General features: G+C 60.2%; 11 protein-coding genes. 6 read left to right on the top strand and 5 right to left on the bottom strand.

Annotated features, from left to right (window positions below):
• Positions 1–70: 70 nt before the first annotated feature.
• Positions 71–1,222: an MFS transporter gene (locus AC3WRD_RS25775; RefSeq protein ID WP_102622356.1), complete on the top strand. Its 1,152-nt coding sequence runs from the start codon at positions 71–73 to the stop codon at positions 1,220–1,222.
• A gap of 42 nt (positions 1,223–1,264) precedes the next feature.
• Here the strand turns inward: AC3WRD_RS25775 and AC3WRD_RS25770 are convergent, their stop codons facing one another.
• From AC3WRD_RS25770 to AC3WRD_RS25760, 3 genes are all read right to left on the bottom strand, one after another.
• Entirely contained in the window at positions 1,265–3,688 is a 2,424-nt protein-coding gene (locus AC3WRD_RS25770) for a TonB-dependent siderophore receptor (protein WP_102622355.1), read from the bottom strand.
• A 98-nt stretch (positions 3,689–3,786) separates the two neighbouring features.
• Positions 3,787–4,770: a FecR family protein gene (locus AC3WRD_RS25765; protein ID WP_102622354.1), complete on the bottom strand. Its 984-nt coding sequence runs from the start codon at positions 4,768–4,770 to the stop codon at positions 3,787–3,789.
• Between the two features lie 40 nt (positions 4,771–4,810).
• Entirely contained in the window at positions 4,811–5,311 is a 501-nt protein-coding gene (locus AC3WRD_RS25760) for a sigma-70 family RNA polymerase sigma factor (RefSeq protein WP_045121794.1), read from the bottom strand.
• Between the two features lie 611 nt (positions 5,312–5,922).
• On the opposite strand from AC3WRD_RS25760, the gene AC3WRD_RS25755 reads away from it, so the two are divergent.
• Together AC3WRD_RS25755 and AC3WRD_RS25750 are read left to right on the top strand one after the other, a co-directional pair.
• Positions 5,923–6,771, top strand: coding sequence for a Tar ligand binding domain-containing protein (locus AC3WRD_RS25755; protein ID WP_256580662.1), 849 nt, complete (start codon positions 5,923–5,925; stop codon positions 6,769–6,771).
• 66 nt (positions 6,772–6,837) lie between these two features.
• Complete coding sequence (locus tag AC3WRD_RS25750) at positions 6,838–8,715, top strand: putative bifunctional diguanylate cyclase/phosphodiesterase (protein WP_256580661.1); 1,878 nt, start codon at positions 6,838–6,840, stop codon at positions 8,713–8,715.
• Here the strand turns inward: AC3WRD_RS25750 and AC3WRD_RS25745 are convergent.
• Positions 8,670–9,425, bottom strand: a complete 756-nt coding sequence (locus tag AC3WRD_RS25745) for a class I SAM-dependent methyltransferase (protein ID WP_102622353.1) — start codon at positions 9,423–9,425, stop codon at positions 8,670–8,672. The two genes, AC3WRD_RS25750 and AC3WRD_RS25745, sit on opposite strands and share 46 nt — an antisense overlap.
• A gap of 200 nt (positions 9,426–9,625) precedes the next feature.
• Here AC3WRD_RS25745 and AC3WRD_RS25740 point away from each other — a divergent pair, with 200 nt between their 5' ends.
• Genes AC3WRD_RS25740 through AC3WRD_RS25730 form a run of 3 tightly spaced genes read left to right on the top strand, consistent with a single transcriptional unit; the run spans position 9,626 to position 13,544 of the window.
• Complete coding sequence (locus tag AC3WRD_RS25740; RefSeq protein ID WP_102622352.1) at positions 9,626–10,795, top strand: aromatic ring-hydroxylating oxygenase subunit alpha; 1,170 nt, start codon at positions 9,626–9,628, stop codon at positions 10,793–10,795.
• Between the two features lie 39 nt (positions 10,796–10,834).
• On the top strand, positions 10,835–12,496 hold the full coding sequence (locus AC3WRD_RS25735; protein ID WP_102622351.1) for a choline dehydrogenase: 1,662 nt from the start codon (positions 10,835–10,837) through the stop codon (positions 12,494–12,496).
• A gap of 13 nt (positions 12,497–12,509) precedes the next feature.
• The gene (locus tag AC3WRD_RS25730) at positions 12,510–13,544 is read left to right on the top strand and encodes a GlxA family transcriptional regulator (RefSeq protein ID WP_102622367.1); all 1,035 of its coding nucleotides are present in this window, start codon (positions 12,510–12,512) and stop codon (positions 13,542–13,544) included.
• Position 13,545: 1 nt separating this feature from the next.
• On the opposite strand, the gene AC3WRD_RS25725 is transcribed toward AC3WRD_RS25730, so the two are convergent.
• Positions 13,546–14,274, bottom strand: coding sequence for a class II aldolase and adducin N-terminal domain-containing protein (locus tag AC3WRD_RS25725; RefSeq protein WP_102622350.1), 729 nt, complete (start codon positions 14,272–14,274; stop codon positions 13,546–13,548).
• Between the last annotated feature and the right edge of the window lie 52 nt (positions 14,275–14,326).

Below are 14,326 nucleotides of genomic sequence, written 5' to 3'. Positions count from 1 at the left end.
CGGCCCATGGACTGATATGCAAGGATGTTGCCCTGCATTACGCCATTGACCGCAAGACCAAGGACGTTTCATGACTGCCATCAACACCCCGCCTCCCCTCGCCCCCGGACGCCTGCAACAGATGTCCACGCGCATCGCCTTCTTCATCGCCGGGCTCGGCATCGCCGCGTGGGCGCCGCTGGTGCCGTATGCCAAGGCACGGGCCGGGCTCGATGAAGGGACGTTGGGGCTGTTGTTGCTGTGCCTTGGCGTGGGCTCGATTCTGGCGATGCCGCTGGCAGGGATTCTGGCCACGCGGTTCGGCTGTCGGCGCGTGGCCACCGGCGGCACCTTGTTGATCTGCGCGGCATTGCCGTTGCTGGCGACGGTGTCGTCGATCCCGGCGTTGATCGCCACGCTGTTCATGTTCGGCGCCGGATTGGGTACGGTGGATTCGACGGTGAACCTGCAAGCGGTGATCGTCGAGCGGGCCAGCGGCAAGAACATGATGTCGGGCTTTCACGGCCTGTTCAGCCTCGGCGGGATCGTTGGTGCGGCGGGTGTCAGCGCCCTGCTCGGCCTTGGGTTGTCGCCATTGGCGGCGATGCTTGTGGTGATCGTGGTGTTGATCGCGGCGCTGTTCAAGGCTGTGTCGCACATGCTGCCTTACGGCAGTGAAAGCTCGGGGCCGGCATTCGCAGTGCCTCACGGCATCGTGCTGTTCATCGGCGGGATGTGCTTCATCGTCTTTCTCACCGAAGGCGCAGCGCTGGACTGGAGCGCGGTGTTTCTGGCGCAGGAACGCGGGATCGATACAGCGTATGCAGGGCTGGGTTACGCAGCGTTCGCACTGACAATGACCGCAGGTCGATTGACCGGCGACCGGATCGTTCGCGCACTGGGCGCAACCCGGATCATTCTGTTTGGCGGTCTGCTGGCAGCGGCGGGATTGTTTCTGGCAACGTTCGCCCCGAGCTGGGAGGCCGCGCTGTTGGGTTATGCACTGGTCGGCGCCGGCTGCTCGAACATTGTGCCGGTGCTGTACACGGCGGTGGGCAAGCAAACGGTGATGCCGGAAAGCATCGCGGTACCGGCGATCACCACGCTGGGTTATGCAGGAATTCTGGCGGGGCCAGCGGTGATCGGGTTTGTCGCCCATGCCAGCAGCCTGAGTTTTGCCTTCGGGTTGATGGCAGCGCTGCTGGTGGCGGTGGCGATTGGCGGGAAAGCGCTGAAGGTCTGAGCCAGCTCGTTCCCACTCAGCGTGGGAACGAGCCATACAGCGTCAGAATCCGACGCTGGCCTGCACGAAGAACGTACGCGGCGCGCCGACATACATCCCCGAGTTGTTGTCGCTGGAGCGGGTGAAGTACTGCTTGTCGAAGATGTTTTTTACCCCGGCGCCGAGCTTCAGGTTCGACAGCTGCGCACCGAAGTCATAGCCGCCGCGCACGTTCCAGGTCATGTAACCCGGAATATCGCCGTACTGCCCGTCCGCCGTGCCTTCGGTGATGTAGTTGTTGCTGAAACTGCCGTCGGCATTCACGCCGGTGCCCGGCGAGCGCTGTTTGGACTGGGCGAAACCGTCGATGTTGTAGGTCCAGCGGTTGATGTCGTAACGCAGGCCGACGGTTGCCACCTGACGCGAGTAGAACGGCAGGTCGCGGCCCTTGAAGCCCGGAATCTCGCCTTCGTAGGTGGCGCGGGTGTAAGTGAAACCGGCGTTGGCGGTCAGGCCATCGAGACGCGGATCCAGCGCAGCCATGTCGTAGTGCACCGAAGCCTCGATGCCCTGGTGCTTGGTAGCGCCGAGGTTGGTCCAGCCCACGTCGTTGCTGATGTATTGCAGTTCGTCATCGAAGTCGATGTAGAACAGCGTCACTTCACCGCCCCACACGTCATCGTTGTAGCGGGTGCCGATCTCGTAGGTCTTGGCTTTTTCAGGCTCCAGACCATTGGCGGTCTGATCACCCGAACCGCCCTGACCGAGCTGGAAATACTGCAGGCTACCGAACGAGGTTTCGTAGTTGGCAAACAGCTTCCACGCATCCGACAAGTGATACATCACGCTCAGTGCCGGCAGCGGCTCGTTGCTCTCGATGCTGCGGTTTTTCTCCGGCACGCGTTTGCCGGCGGTGTCGAGAACGGCGCGGTCGTGCCAGTCGGTGCTGATGTGCTCGAAGCGAATGCCCGGGGTGATGGTCCAGTTACCGACGTCGATCTTGTTGTCGACGTAGACCGAGTTGGCCTCGGTGCCACCGGTACGGTCCTGGAACACATGGCCGTCGGACGACGGGGTGACCACCGGCACATTGTTGACCAGCGCCAGACGGCTCGATTGCTCGTGCATCGCCTCTTTCAGGTAGCGATAACCGACGCTGACTTCCTGAGTGGTCGGGCCGACATCGAATACCCGCGAGACGCGTGGCTCGATGCCCAGCGTGTAGTAGGAGCGCGGGTACGAGCTCAGGGTTTTCTGGTCGCGGGCGGCGATGGTGCTGCCACGGAAGCTGTCGGTGTAATAGGTCAGCACTTCAGCCTGGGTGCGCTCGTCGATCTGGCGGATCCACTTGAACGACACGTCCTTGCGGCGGCCGCTGAAGTTGTCGTAGTCGCGCACCGAGTCATACGGTTTGTCGTCGTACTGCTTCTGCGTCAGGCCGCCGGGCATGTCGGCACTGGCGTCGTAGTAGTGGAAATTGAGGCTGAAATCGTCCTGATCGGTCGGTGCCCAATGGGTCTTGAGCAGCACGTCGTCGATGTCGTTGCCATTGTTGCGCTCGCGGTAACCGTTGCCGTTGACGCCCGAATACAACAGCGCCACGCCCATGCCGTTGTCGGCCGTGCCGCCGAGGAATGCGGTGTCGATGTGTTTCCAGCCGCCGTAGCGGGTGGTTTCCAGGGTCGTGCCGATTTCACCGGTGGCTTTTTCCGGGATGGCACGGGTCACGAAGTTGATCACCCCGCCGACGTTCTGTGGCCCATAACGCACAGAACCGGCGCCGCGCACGACGTCGATGCTGTCGAGGTTGCCGGAGGAAATCGGCGCCATCGACAGTTGTGGCTGACCGTACGGCGCGAACGCCGCCGGTACGCCGTCGATCAGCACGGTGGAGCGCGGCGACAGACGCGAAGTCAGGCCACGCACGCCGACGTTCAGCGAAATATCGCTGCCGCCGGTGCCGTTGGAGTCCTGCACCTGCACGCCCGGTACACGTTTGAGGACGTCGCTGACGTTCATCGCGCCCTGCTCGACCATCGCTTCACGACGGATCACCGTCCGCGCGCCCGGGTGGTTCTGCACCACGGCGGCATCGGCGTCGCCGAGCCAGTCACCGACCACTTTGATGTCGGTCACGCCCAGTTCCAACGGGCCATTGGCGGCTGCGGTCGGTGCCGGCGACAGGGTCACCGAGCCTTCATTGATCTGATAGTTCAGGCCGCTGCCTTGCAGCAACTGGCGCAGTGCGTCCTCCGGCGAGAGGTTGCCATCGACGGCCGGGGCCTGCTTGCCGGCAACCAGATCCGGGCTGAAAAACACCTGCAGCGAGGTTTGCTGACCCAGTTCGCTCAGCGCCTGGCCCAGTGGCTGCGCGCGGATATGAATGGCGTCGGCCGCAAATGCCATCGGCATCGCAGCGTTGACCGCCAGCGCGAGCGCCAGCGGCAACCAAGAGGATTTTTTGTTGTTGGCAGTGGTGTTTTTCACGTCGTACGTAGTCCTGTGGATCGCAAGAGTGTGCGGCTGTTAATGCAAACCAGTTGCAGTTGAACAGGAAGACGACGAACTCGAAAAAAACCTGAATTTTATTTTGAAATTATTTCCTGGCTGCCGTCGGCGAGGGTGCGCACGGCCACCGGAAGGATGCTCGGCAAGGCCTTGAGCAAGGCGTCGGTGTTATCGGATTTGAACACGCTGGTCAGGCGCAGATTGGCCACCGTCGGATTGGCGACAGTCAACGGCTTGTCGCGGTAACGGGAAACCTCTTCAACCACTTCGCTGAGGCTGGCGTTGTTGAACACCAGTTTGCCGCTGCGCCACGCCGTCAGTTCCGCCGGGTTGACCGCATAGGCCTGGGCCACCACACCGTGGGCATCGACATGGGTACCGAGGCCGGCCGTCAGGTTGATGAACTCGTTGTCCGGCGCATTACGCCCCTGCACCTTGACGGTGCCCTGCTCCACCGCGACCCGGGTCTGGGTCACGTCGCGGCGCACATCGAAGCGGGTGCCGGTGACCGTGACCTTGCCGCTGCCGGCCTCGACCACGAACGGGCGCGAGGTATCGTGCTCGACGCTGAACATCGCTTCGCCTTCGGTCAACTCGATGAGCCGCCGATCCTTCTCGAAACGTACCTGCAAGCGGCTGCGGCTGTTGAGGTCGATCACCGAGCCGTCCGGCAATGCCACATGGCGACGCTCGCCCAGCGCCGTGGCGAATTCGGCGCGGTAACCCGCCGGGTGATTCAAGCCACTGAACAGACCGAGCCCAAGGGCCACCGCGACCACACTGGCCGCCACGGCATAACGCAACAGCGGACGGCGTTCGCGACGCGCTGGCGGGGTTTCGCACAGAGCCTTGAGCCGTGGCGCCGGCAGCAGATCCGCCGCCGTCCACAGGCCTTGGAGCAACTGGAATTCGTCACGGTGCTGCGGATGTTCGTTCAGCCAGGCGTCGAAGCGCCGGTATTGTTCGGCATCGACGGCTGGTTCCTGCAAACGCACAAACCAGCGTGCCGCGTCATCGCGCACCGTTGTTTGCCCGCACGCGCAATCACGAGTATCCATCATGGAATGTCCTGTTTGGCTGGGGATGAAAAGACGCCGCGGCTCATGATTGCGCCCCGTCCAGGCGATCACGCAGATGCCGCAGGGTGCGGATCATATACTTTTCCACCATGTTCTTGGACAGGCCCAGGCGTTCGGCGATTTCCGCCTGAGTCAGGCCTTCGATCTTCTGCCAGACGAAAATCCGCCGACAGTTGACCGGCAATTCGGTGAGCGCCCGTTCGATGGAATCGGCCAGCTGGATCGCATGCATGTAATGCTCCGGGTCACCGGTCGGCGACTCACTGAGATCGATCGCCTCCGACTCCATGGCACCCCGCCGGTCCTCACGCCGATAGCCGTCCACCGCGATGTTGCGCGCCGTCTGGTGCAAATACGCCCGGGGTTGCTGCACCGCCGACGAATCGGACTCGAGCACCCGCACAAAGGTGTCGTGCGCCAGATCCTCGGCCTGCGAGCGATTGCGCAGGCGGCGGGTCCAGGTGCCGATCAACTCTTCGTAATGCTCGAGAAAGCCGGGTCTGCGGGGCAGCATGGGGATCATTGCGGCGTGCTGGGGAAAGGGGCGTGAATAGTAATGCTTCCTATTAAGCCGAAGCAATGCATTACTCGGGATACCGACCGCAGGCACTCAAGAAATGTAAACACGCGCCCGATTTGGCACCACGGGTTTTCATAGGCCTGGGTGATCGCGCTCGATCCGGCATCAGCGTTCACAACAGAGCCCGACAGATAATCACTTCCATGAATAATGGTCGACAATAACAGCCGCTTGAAAGCCTTAATGACTGATTGTCTGACAGACTTTTATAAGCATCTAACGCTAAAGCTTTTTTATTAACTTTCCTGACCAGTCAGCCAATAACAGAAGAAAAAATTCTCTTCGTTGCAACGCTTCCTCCATTTCATTCCAACCCGCATTTCTTATAAGCTACGCCACCTTAATGGCTCGTAGCCACCAACCCTGACAGCTTGACGAACTCTTGAATCTGAAAAACATGCCACATCCTGCTGCTTCTCGTCTTGACGTCATCCGGCACAACCCCGAAAAACAACTTCCTTCGCCACAACCCTGAACGACCGGCCAGACACTTTCTGCCCGACTGCTCGTTTTTTCCAACCTTTCCCTATCTGTCTGCGACAGAGGAGGATTATTTGCTGCGCAAGTTTGCACCGCCTCATGGCTTGAGAACGATCCTGACCACTGCACTGGTATTCCAATGTGCAACTTTAGTCCTCAGCTTTTGGTTGGTGACCAGCAACCAGTCGAGCATCGGCAATCTTTCCAGTGTTGCCGTCGATCAAGTCGATGCTGTAGCAGAAACCGTTCAACACTTGATGGAAGCGCGACTCTCGCTGTCGCGCGCCAACACCCGCATCGTACTGTTCAACACAATTCCACATGAAATGGTGCAACACGCCCGCACGGAGTTGACACTGGCGAATGAATCTTTCGACCGTTTTCTGACAAGTACAAGGGTTGATGAAGAAAATCACATCCGTGTACAGGCATTAAAAGACGTGTATTCACGTTATGTGGACGTGCTCAATCGATTGGTCCGGTACACCGGGGCTGGCGATGTGCAATGGGCTCTTGCCCAGCCGGTACAGGACATCCAAGAGCAGTTCCTGGTGGAACAGAAAAACTTCATCAAGTACGGAAACAGCATCAGCCAGACTTCACTTCAGTCCATGGGTGATCGTTTCAAGATATATATCGCTGCCGCCGCAATGATACTTCTACTGGTATTGGCAACTACATTCTTCCTGCTCTACATCATAAAAAAGGTTGAGAAAAGCCGACTTCTTAAAATTGCCGTAAATCGAACTGACAGTGCAATTATCGTCACCGATCCGAACAGGATGATTACTTATGTAAACGAGGGATTCGTGCGCATGCTGGGTTATGAAACAGACGACCTGGTGGGCAAGAGGCCGGATGAAGTTTTTTATGGCCGGCATACCGATCCGGAAGCGGTCCTGTCTTTCAGGAACAGTATCTAGAGCGGAAAAAGCCATACCACTGAATTACTGGTTTACAACAAATCGAAGAATCCTCTGTGGGTACGCGTGATCGCCAATCCGGTGCTCGATCCACAAGGTGTCCAACAGGACGTAGTGGCAATCGTGACTGACATCACCGAGGCCAAGATGAATGATGAGTTGCAGTTCAAGGTACTCAGTGCCATGGCCCGTGAAGAATCGCTTCCCGACGTCATGAAATTGATTTGCCAGGAGATTGGCCGAATTGCACCTGAAATCGGTATTTCAATAAGGCAGTTCGACGAGCAGGGTTGCCTTCCACTGGTAGCGGAGTTCAACCTGCCGGCGGGATTGATTCAGTCGCTGGAAAGCCTCGCTGAAAGATCCATCCTGAAAAAGATGGACGTGAAAAAAAGCATCATGCTGAACTTCACTGACCCTGCGTCGGACAATGGCGAATGCGTCGATCATCAGCTCTCGCAATCATTCGGTTTCACGGCTGGCTGGGTTAACACCATTCGCTCCAACAACGGACGTACTTTAGGCACATTCACGCTTTATTACCGCGAGAACCACCTCCCGGCTGTCCAGCACCACAGACTGCTTGAAACCAGCCTGAAGCTTTGCGCCCTCGCCCTCGAGAGGGACAGCTTCATCAACGATATCGAACGACTGGCCTACTATGACAGCCTGACGACGTTGCCCAATCGACGACTGTTGATGATGAAAGCAAACACGATGATCGCGAATGCGCAGCGGTCACAATCATCCATGGCAGTTCTGTTCATCGACATCAATAAGTTCAAGCAGATCAACGATTCCCTCGGGCATGCCGCCGGGGATTCGCTTCTGTCCGAAATAGCCAACAGGCTTCAGAGCTCTGTGCGGGGAAATGATTTTGTCAGCCGTCTTTCGGGAGATGAATTCGTCGTTATTCTGTCCCCCTCCAATACTGAACAAGCCATTGCCTTTTCAGAAAGAATGATCAACAAACTGTCGGAACCCGTGATGTTGGACGATGTAAAAATCACACCGTCCGCCAGTATTGGCATTGGTATTTATCCAGACCACGGTAACGACATTCATTCCTTGCTTTTGCACGCCGATCAGGCGATGTACAAAGCCAAGTCCGCAGGACGCCAGGCCATTGAAGTATTCGATCCAGTGATCAGCGATTCAGCCGATGACGAACTGACACTCAGCATGGCACTCAAGAGTGCCCTGGAGTCCAACCAGCTGGCGCTGCATTACCAACCCCAGATAATCCTCGATAACAACCAGCTCTTTGGTGTCGAGGCGCTGGCCCGCTGGTGTCATCCCGAGCTTGGCGATATTCCTCCCGGTCGATTCATCCCGTTGGTGCGCGACGCGGGAATGATGCCCGGACTCAATCAATGGGTACTTACCGAAGCCTGTCGGCAAATGGCGCAATGGCGCGATTCCGGGCTCGAAGTGCCTCATATGTCGGTCAATATCTTCCCCGTCGCCTTTCGCGACAGAGCCATTGTTGAACTCATTGAAACGCTGCTGGAAAAGTATCGGCTCCTGCCCTCCTGCCTGACACTGGAGGTCACTGAAGACTTCATACTGGACGCCACCGACACTGTCATATCGGTCATTACCGAAGTCCGGCAATCCGGTGTCAGCTTGTCCATCGACGACTTTGGCACCGGTTATTCCAGCTTGAGCTACCTGCTGCGCCTGCCCGTCAACACCATCAAGCTGGACAAGAGCTTCATCGACGATATCGAAGACAGCGCCAGTGCCCGGACATTGGCCCAGTCGATTGCCGGGATCTGCAAGAGCCTGCATTTGAACATCGTCGCCGAAGGTGTTGAAAACGATGCGCAGCTGGAAATTCTTCGCGGCCTGGGGTACCAGATCGCACAAGGCTATTGCATCGCTCGTCCTTTGCCCCCTCAGGATTTGGCGAAATGGGTCCGTGAGAGGCCTCCAACGCTCTGACTCGCATCGATCCGGGCCTTGCGCGGGCAGAACCACCCATGCATCAAGCCAGCCTGAAAGAACTGGACCGGCGCCTCGAACCCCGCCGACTCGATCAGACCGGCGACTTGCGGCGCTGGCAGAATCGCCACATCGCTGGCATACGCGGCACGTGCTCGTTCGAGCATTTGTGCGGGCACCTGGGCCGATGCCATCAGCGTCATCCAGTGACGCAGCAATGCCTCGTAGACTGGTGATGCGGTGTCAGAGGCGAGATCCGCATTCGCCAGGACCCCGCCCGGCACCAGACGACGGGCGATCTCATGGAAAAAGTCGATACGAACCTGTGGTTCGAGCAAAAACTGCGACACCAGAAAACAGGTCGCGCCGTCGTAACCCGATTCATCCGTCAGCGTATCGAGATAGCCCTCGTGAAAACGGCAACGGGCAAGGAAACCGCCCTCCGTCGCTCTTTGGCGGCAGACATCGAGCATGGCGCCAGAAGGGTCGACTGCCGTGAATTGCCAGCCGGGAAACCGCTGGGCCAGGTGCGCAATTTCCACACCGGTACCCACGCCAACACAGAGTATCCGGGCATTTTCCGGCAGGCCCGCGAACACCGAATCCAGCAGCAGGTACAGCGCATCACGAATGGGCGCCATCCCGCTCCACTGTTTGTCATAGACAGCGGACTGCTGGTCGAACAAGGCCTTGAGTGCTTGATTGTCCATGGAAAACCCTCCTCTGCATCATGATCGCGGTGAAGTTTGATTATCGCAGGGCTGTCAAGGCCTCCCCGGTACAGCATGGGATTGATCATTCCACCCATCAACTGGTCGCAATCCATCAACCCCACCCCCGTCCCGCGCCCTAGATTAGATCCCACAACAACACGCCGCCCCGAGCGGCCCGCTACCGTGGAGATCGCCTCATGCACAGTTTCCAGACCCGCAAGCAGCACAGTCCGGTCGACGCTTGGGATCAGCAGGATCCGGAGCAGGCCTTCACCCTGCCCTCGCGCTATTTCTACGACGACAGCCTGTTTCGTGCCGAGCGCGACAACATTTTCATGAAGGCCTGGCATGTCGCCGGGCATGTCAGTGAGTTCGCCGAACCGGGGCAGTTCGTGGTTACCGACCTGTTCGACCAGAGCGTGGTGGTGGCGAAGAATCGGCAGGGGCAGATCCACGGTTTTCACAACGTCTGCCAGCATCGCGGCAATCGCTTGCTGGAAGAACGGCGTGGTACCACCGGCGGCGTGGTGCGCTGCGCCTATCACTCGTGGTGCTACGAGATGGACGGCAGCCTGCGCGGTGCGCCGCGTTGTGAGCGGATGAAGAATTTCGAGCTGGCGCAGTTCAACATTCCGCAGGTGCGCACCGAAGAACTCGGCGGTTTCATCTACTTCAACCTCGACCCGAATGCGCCGTCGCTGCGGGATCTGTTCCCCGGCGCGGACGAAGAAATGCGCCGGGTGTTTCCAGACCTGACCGACATGCGCCTGATCGAGGAACAGGACGTGATCGTGCCGGCCAACTGGAAGGTGATCATGGACAATTCCATCGAGGGCTATCACTTCAAGCTGTCCGGCCCGTGCCACATCGACCTCGCCCGACTGATCGACTTCAAGGGTTACCAGTTGATCAAACGCGACAACTGGTGGACCTATGCTGCACCGGCCAATCTGTCGGCGACCGAGGCCTATGGCGTGCCGCTGAAAAGCGAGCTGAATCCGCAGGAATGCTTTTTCAACATCGGCATGTGGCCGAACAACACCTTCTACACCTTCCCGTTCTCCGAGTTTCTCGGCTCGTTCATCATGATTCCGCTGGATGCCGAACGCTCGCTGCTGCGCTTCGGTTACTACTCCAGCAACCCCGAGACCGCTGCTGTCAGCACCGCGTGCATGAAGTGGATGAACGAAGACCTCGGCCCCGAAGACATCGCCCTGAACATCTCGGTGCAAAAAGGCCTGCGCTCGCTCGGCTACGACCAGGGCCGCTACATGATCGACGCCCAGCTCAGCAATGAAAGCGAGCATCTGGTGCATCACTTTCATCGCTTGGTGTTCAACGGTATTCACGGCCACACCGTGGACTGATCCGCCCTTCCCTCGTCATTCGTCAGAACGGAGCAAACCATGGACGAAACCGGGTTTGATTACCTGATCGTGGGCGCCGGCTCGGCCGGTTGCGTGTTGGCCAATCGCCTGAGCGAAGACCCGAACGTACGCATCCTGCTGCTGGAAGCCGGCCCCGAGGACAAGAGCTGGACGATCGACATGCCGTCCGCCGTGGGCCTTGTGGTGGGCGGGTCGCGCTACAACTGGCGCTATCAGTCGGAGCCAGAGCCTTACCTCGACGGCCGGCGGATCGGCACGCCAAGAGGCCGCACGCTCGGCGGTTCATCGTCGATCAACGGCATGGTCTACATCCGCGGCCATGCCCGGGATTACGACGGCTGGGCCGAACAGGGCTGCACCGGCTGGAGTTATCGCGAAGTGCTGCCGTACTTCAAGCGTGCACAGACTCACGCCGACGGCGGTGATGACTATCGCGGCGCCAGCGGCCATTTGCACGTCACTCCCGGCGATGTCGAAACACCGTTGTGCGCAGCGTTTATCGCGGCCGGTGCCGAGGCCGGTTATGGCGTCAGCGAGGACTTGAACGGCTATCGGCAGGAAGCCTTCGGCCCGGTGGATCGCACCACGCGCCACGGTCGGCGCTGGAGCACTTCGCGCGGTTATCTCAGCGAAGCCTTGGCACGGGGCAATGTGCGGGTGATCACCGATGCGCTGGTGTTGCGCATTCTGTTCGAGGGCCGGCGGGCCGTCGGCATCGATTACGAACAGAGCGGCGAAACCTGCACCGTTCGCGCCCGTCGTGAAGTGCTGCTGACCGCCGGGGCGATCAACTCGCCGCAGTTGCTGATGCTCTCGGGCGTGGGTCCGGCGGCAGAGTTGCGTGACCTCGGGATCAGCGTCGTGCACGACCTGCCGGGCGTCGGCAAACGCCTCAACGACCACCCGGATGCCGTGGTGCAATTTCGCTGCAAGCAACCGGTGTCGCTGTATCGCTGGACCACCGCGCCGGGCAAATGGTGGATCGGTGCGCGCTGGTTCGTCCGTCACGATGGCCTGGCGGCAAGCAATCATTTCGAGGCCGGCGCGTTCCTGCGTTCCCGGGCCGGCGTCGAGCACCCGGATCTGCAACTGACCTTCATGCCGCTGGCGGTGCAACCGGGCAGCGTCGAGCTGGTGCCGACCCACGCGTTCCAGATCCACATCGACCTGATGCGCCCCACCAGCCTGGGCAGCGTGACGTTGCACAGCGCCGAACCGCGGCGGCCGCCGAGGATCTTGTTCAACTACCTGAAGACCGCACAGGACCGTGCCGACATGCGCGCCGGCGCACGACTGGTGCGCGAAATCCTCGACCAACCGGCGATGGCCCCGTTCAAAGGTGAAGAAATGGTACCGGGACGTTCAGTGCAGACCGACGCCGAGCTCGACGCCTGGGCGCGGCAGGTCACGGAAACCGGCTACCATGCCAGCGGCACCTGCAAGATGGGGCCGGCGGGCGACCCTGAAGCGGTGGTCGATCCACAACTGCGAGTGCACGGCCTCGACGGTTTGCGGGTGGTAGATGCGTCGATCATGCCGGTGATCGTCAGCGGCAACACCAACGCACCGACGGTGATGATCGCGGAAAAGGCCAGCGACCTGATCCGCAACCTCGCGCCGTTGCCAGCCCTCGATGTACCGGTGTGGATCAACCCGCACTGGCAGACCGGACAACGATGAAGCCGAGATGGTGATGACCCGATCCGCTGAAGCTGTACTGCAAAACGGCGCACCGCTGCGAGTGGCGGTGCTGTTGTTGCCGGCGTTTTCCAACTTCGGGCTGGCGGCGGTGCTGGAACCGCTGGCCATCGCCAACTGGCTGAGCCAGCGCACGCTGTTCGAGTGGACGCTGTTGTCCTTGCAGCCCGGCCCGGTAACCGCCAGCAACGGTCTGGTAAGCATCGCCGAAGCTGGCTTGAACACTGAGCAGGCCTTCGACGCCTGCGTGGTGCTGGCCAGCTTCGAGGTGCATCAACACAGTCGCAACCCGGCGCTCAAGAGCTGGTTGCGCAAGCAGGCGCTGTTCGGTTCGGTGTTGATCGGCGTGGAAACCGGGACCGAACTGCTGGCCGCTGCCGGCGTGCTCGACGGCTACGAAGCGGCGGTGCATTGGGACAACCTGCAGGGTTTTCAGGAGAGTTACCCCAAGGTCCGCGCCCGACCGCAGCTCTACACCCTCGAACGCCAGCGCCTGACCTGCGCGGGCGCCACCACCATTCTCGACATGCTGCTGGGCTGGATCGGCCAGCGCTTGGATGCGGACCTGGCCCGGGAAATCGGCCTGCACCTGTTGATGGGCCAGATGCGCGCGCCGGCGGACAATCAGCTCGACGGTGGTCTGGGCAACAGCGGGATGTACGGCAGCAAGATCCGCCGCGCTGTGCAGTTGATGGAAAAGGCTCTGGAAGAACCGCTGGACTGCGAAGCAATTGCCAGCGAAGTCGGCCTGTCGCGACGGCAACTGGAGCGCCAGTTCAAGCATCAGACCGGGCTCTCGCCGCTCAAGTACTACATCACCCTGCGTCTGGCCCGGGCGCACAACCTGCTGCAACAGACGCAGATGAGCGTGGCCCAGGTGGCGGCGTGCTCGGGGTTTGGATCGCTGGAGCATTTCTCCCGCACTTACCGTGCGCGGTTTGGCTGCCCGCCAAGCGAAGATCGGCGCCAGGCGTGGAGCGCGCCGGTGATGCGCCAGCCGTTGAGCAAGGCGCACCTGCCGCAGAAGTGAGTCACTGCCGGTAAGCCGGCTCTTCCTCATCGAGGATGTTCATCAATGCCGCAAAATGCTTATCGGCAAACCCCGGATAATCCAGCCACTGCCGACACGTCTTGCGCGCCACTTCATCGCTGGCCACACGCAACTCACGCCCGGTGGCCAACGCGGTGATGTACACCTCGCAAGCCCGCTCGTAGTAATACAGATCATCGAACGCCTGAGCCACGCTCGGCGCCGCGACCAGCAATCCATGATTGCCCATCAGCAGGATCGGCTTGTCGCCGAGCAACCGACTCACCCGCTCCGCCTCTTCCCCAAGCCCCATGCCGTCAAAGCCGTCATCGATCGCCACCCGCTCGAAAAACCGCATGCTGTTCTGCTCGATCGGTGGCAGCCGCGAGTCCTTCAGACAGGCCAGCGTCGTCGCGTATTTGCTGTGGGTGTGGAGGATGCAGCGGGCCTGGGGCTGGTTGCGGTGCAAGGCGCTGTGCAAGGCCCAGGCGGTGATGTCCGGGGCGTCCGGGCGGTCGAGACTGGCCGGATCGTCGGCATCGAGCAGCAGCAGATCTCTGGCGCGAATCCGCGAGAAGTGTTTGCCGTAAGGGTTGATCAGAAACTCGCGGCCGTCCGGTGACGTCGCCACGCTGAAATGATTGGCGATGGACTCGTGCAGGTTCAGTCGCGTGGCCCAGCGCAGGGCGCAGGCCAGCTGGATTCTCAGGGTCGGGATACTGTCGTTCATGGCTCGGGCGCTCCCGGCAGGCAGGGGTTTTCGTCCACTGTAGACGCCTGAA

This window comes from Pseudomonas sp. FW215-R2 (assembly GCF_058789255.1).
Note: the sequence above shows the minus strand (reverse complement) of the source record. Positions and strands in the feature narration are given on the sequence as shown.

Coding starts and splice junctions, on each gene's coding strand:
- AC3WRD_RS25775 (WP_102622356.1), top strand. CDS start 71: ATGACTGCCATCAACACCCCGCCTCCCCTCGCCCCCGGACGCCTGCAA.
- AC3WRD_RS25765 (WP_102622354.1), bottom strand. CDS start 4,770: ATGATGGATACTCGTGATTGCGCGTGCGGGCAAACAACGGTGCGCGAT.
- AC3WRD_RS25760 (WP_045121794.1), bottom strand. CDS start 5,311: ATGATCCCCATGCTGCCCCGCAGACCCGGCTTTCTCGAGCATTACGAA.
- AC3WRD_RS25745 (WP_102622353.1), bottom strand. CDS start 9,425: ATGGACAATCAAGCACTCAAGGCCTTGTTCGACCAGCAGTCCGCTGTC.
- AC3WRD_RS25740 (WP_102622352.1), top strand. CDS start 9,626: ATGCACAGTTTCCAGACCCGCAAGCAGCACAGTCCGGTCGACGCTTGG.
- AC3WRD_RS25735 (WP_102622351.1), top strand. CDS start 10,835: ATGGACGAAACCGGGTTTGATTACCTGATCGTGGGCGCCGGCTCGGCC.
- AC3WRD_RS25730 (WP_102622367.1), top strand. CDS start 12,510: ATGACCCGATCCGCTGAAGCTGTACTGCAAAACGGCGCACCGCTGCGA.
- AC3WRD_RS25725 (WP_102622350.1), bottom strand. CDS start 14,274: ATGAACGACAGTATCCCGACCCTGAGAATCCAGCTGGCCTGCGCCCTG.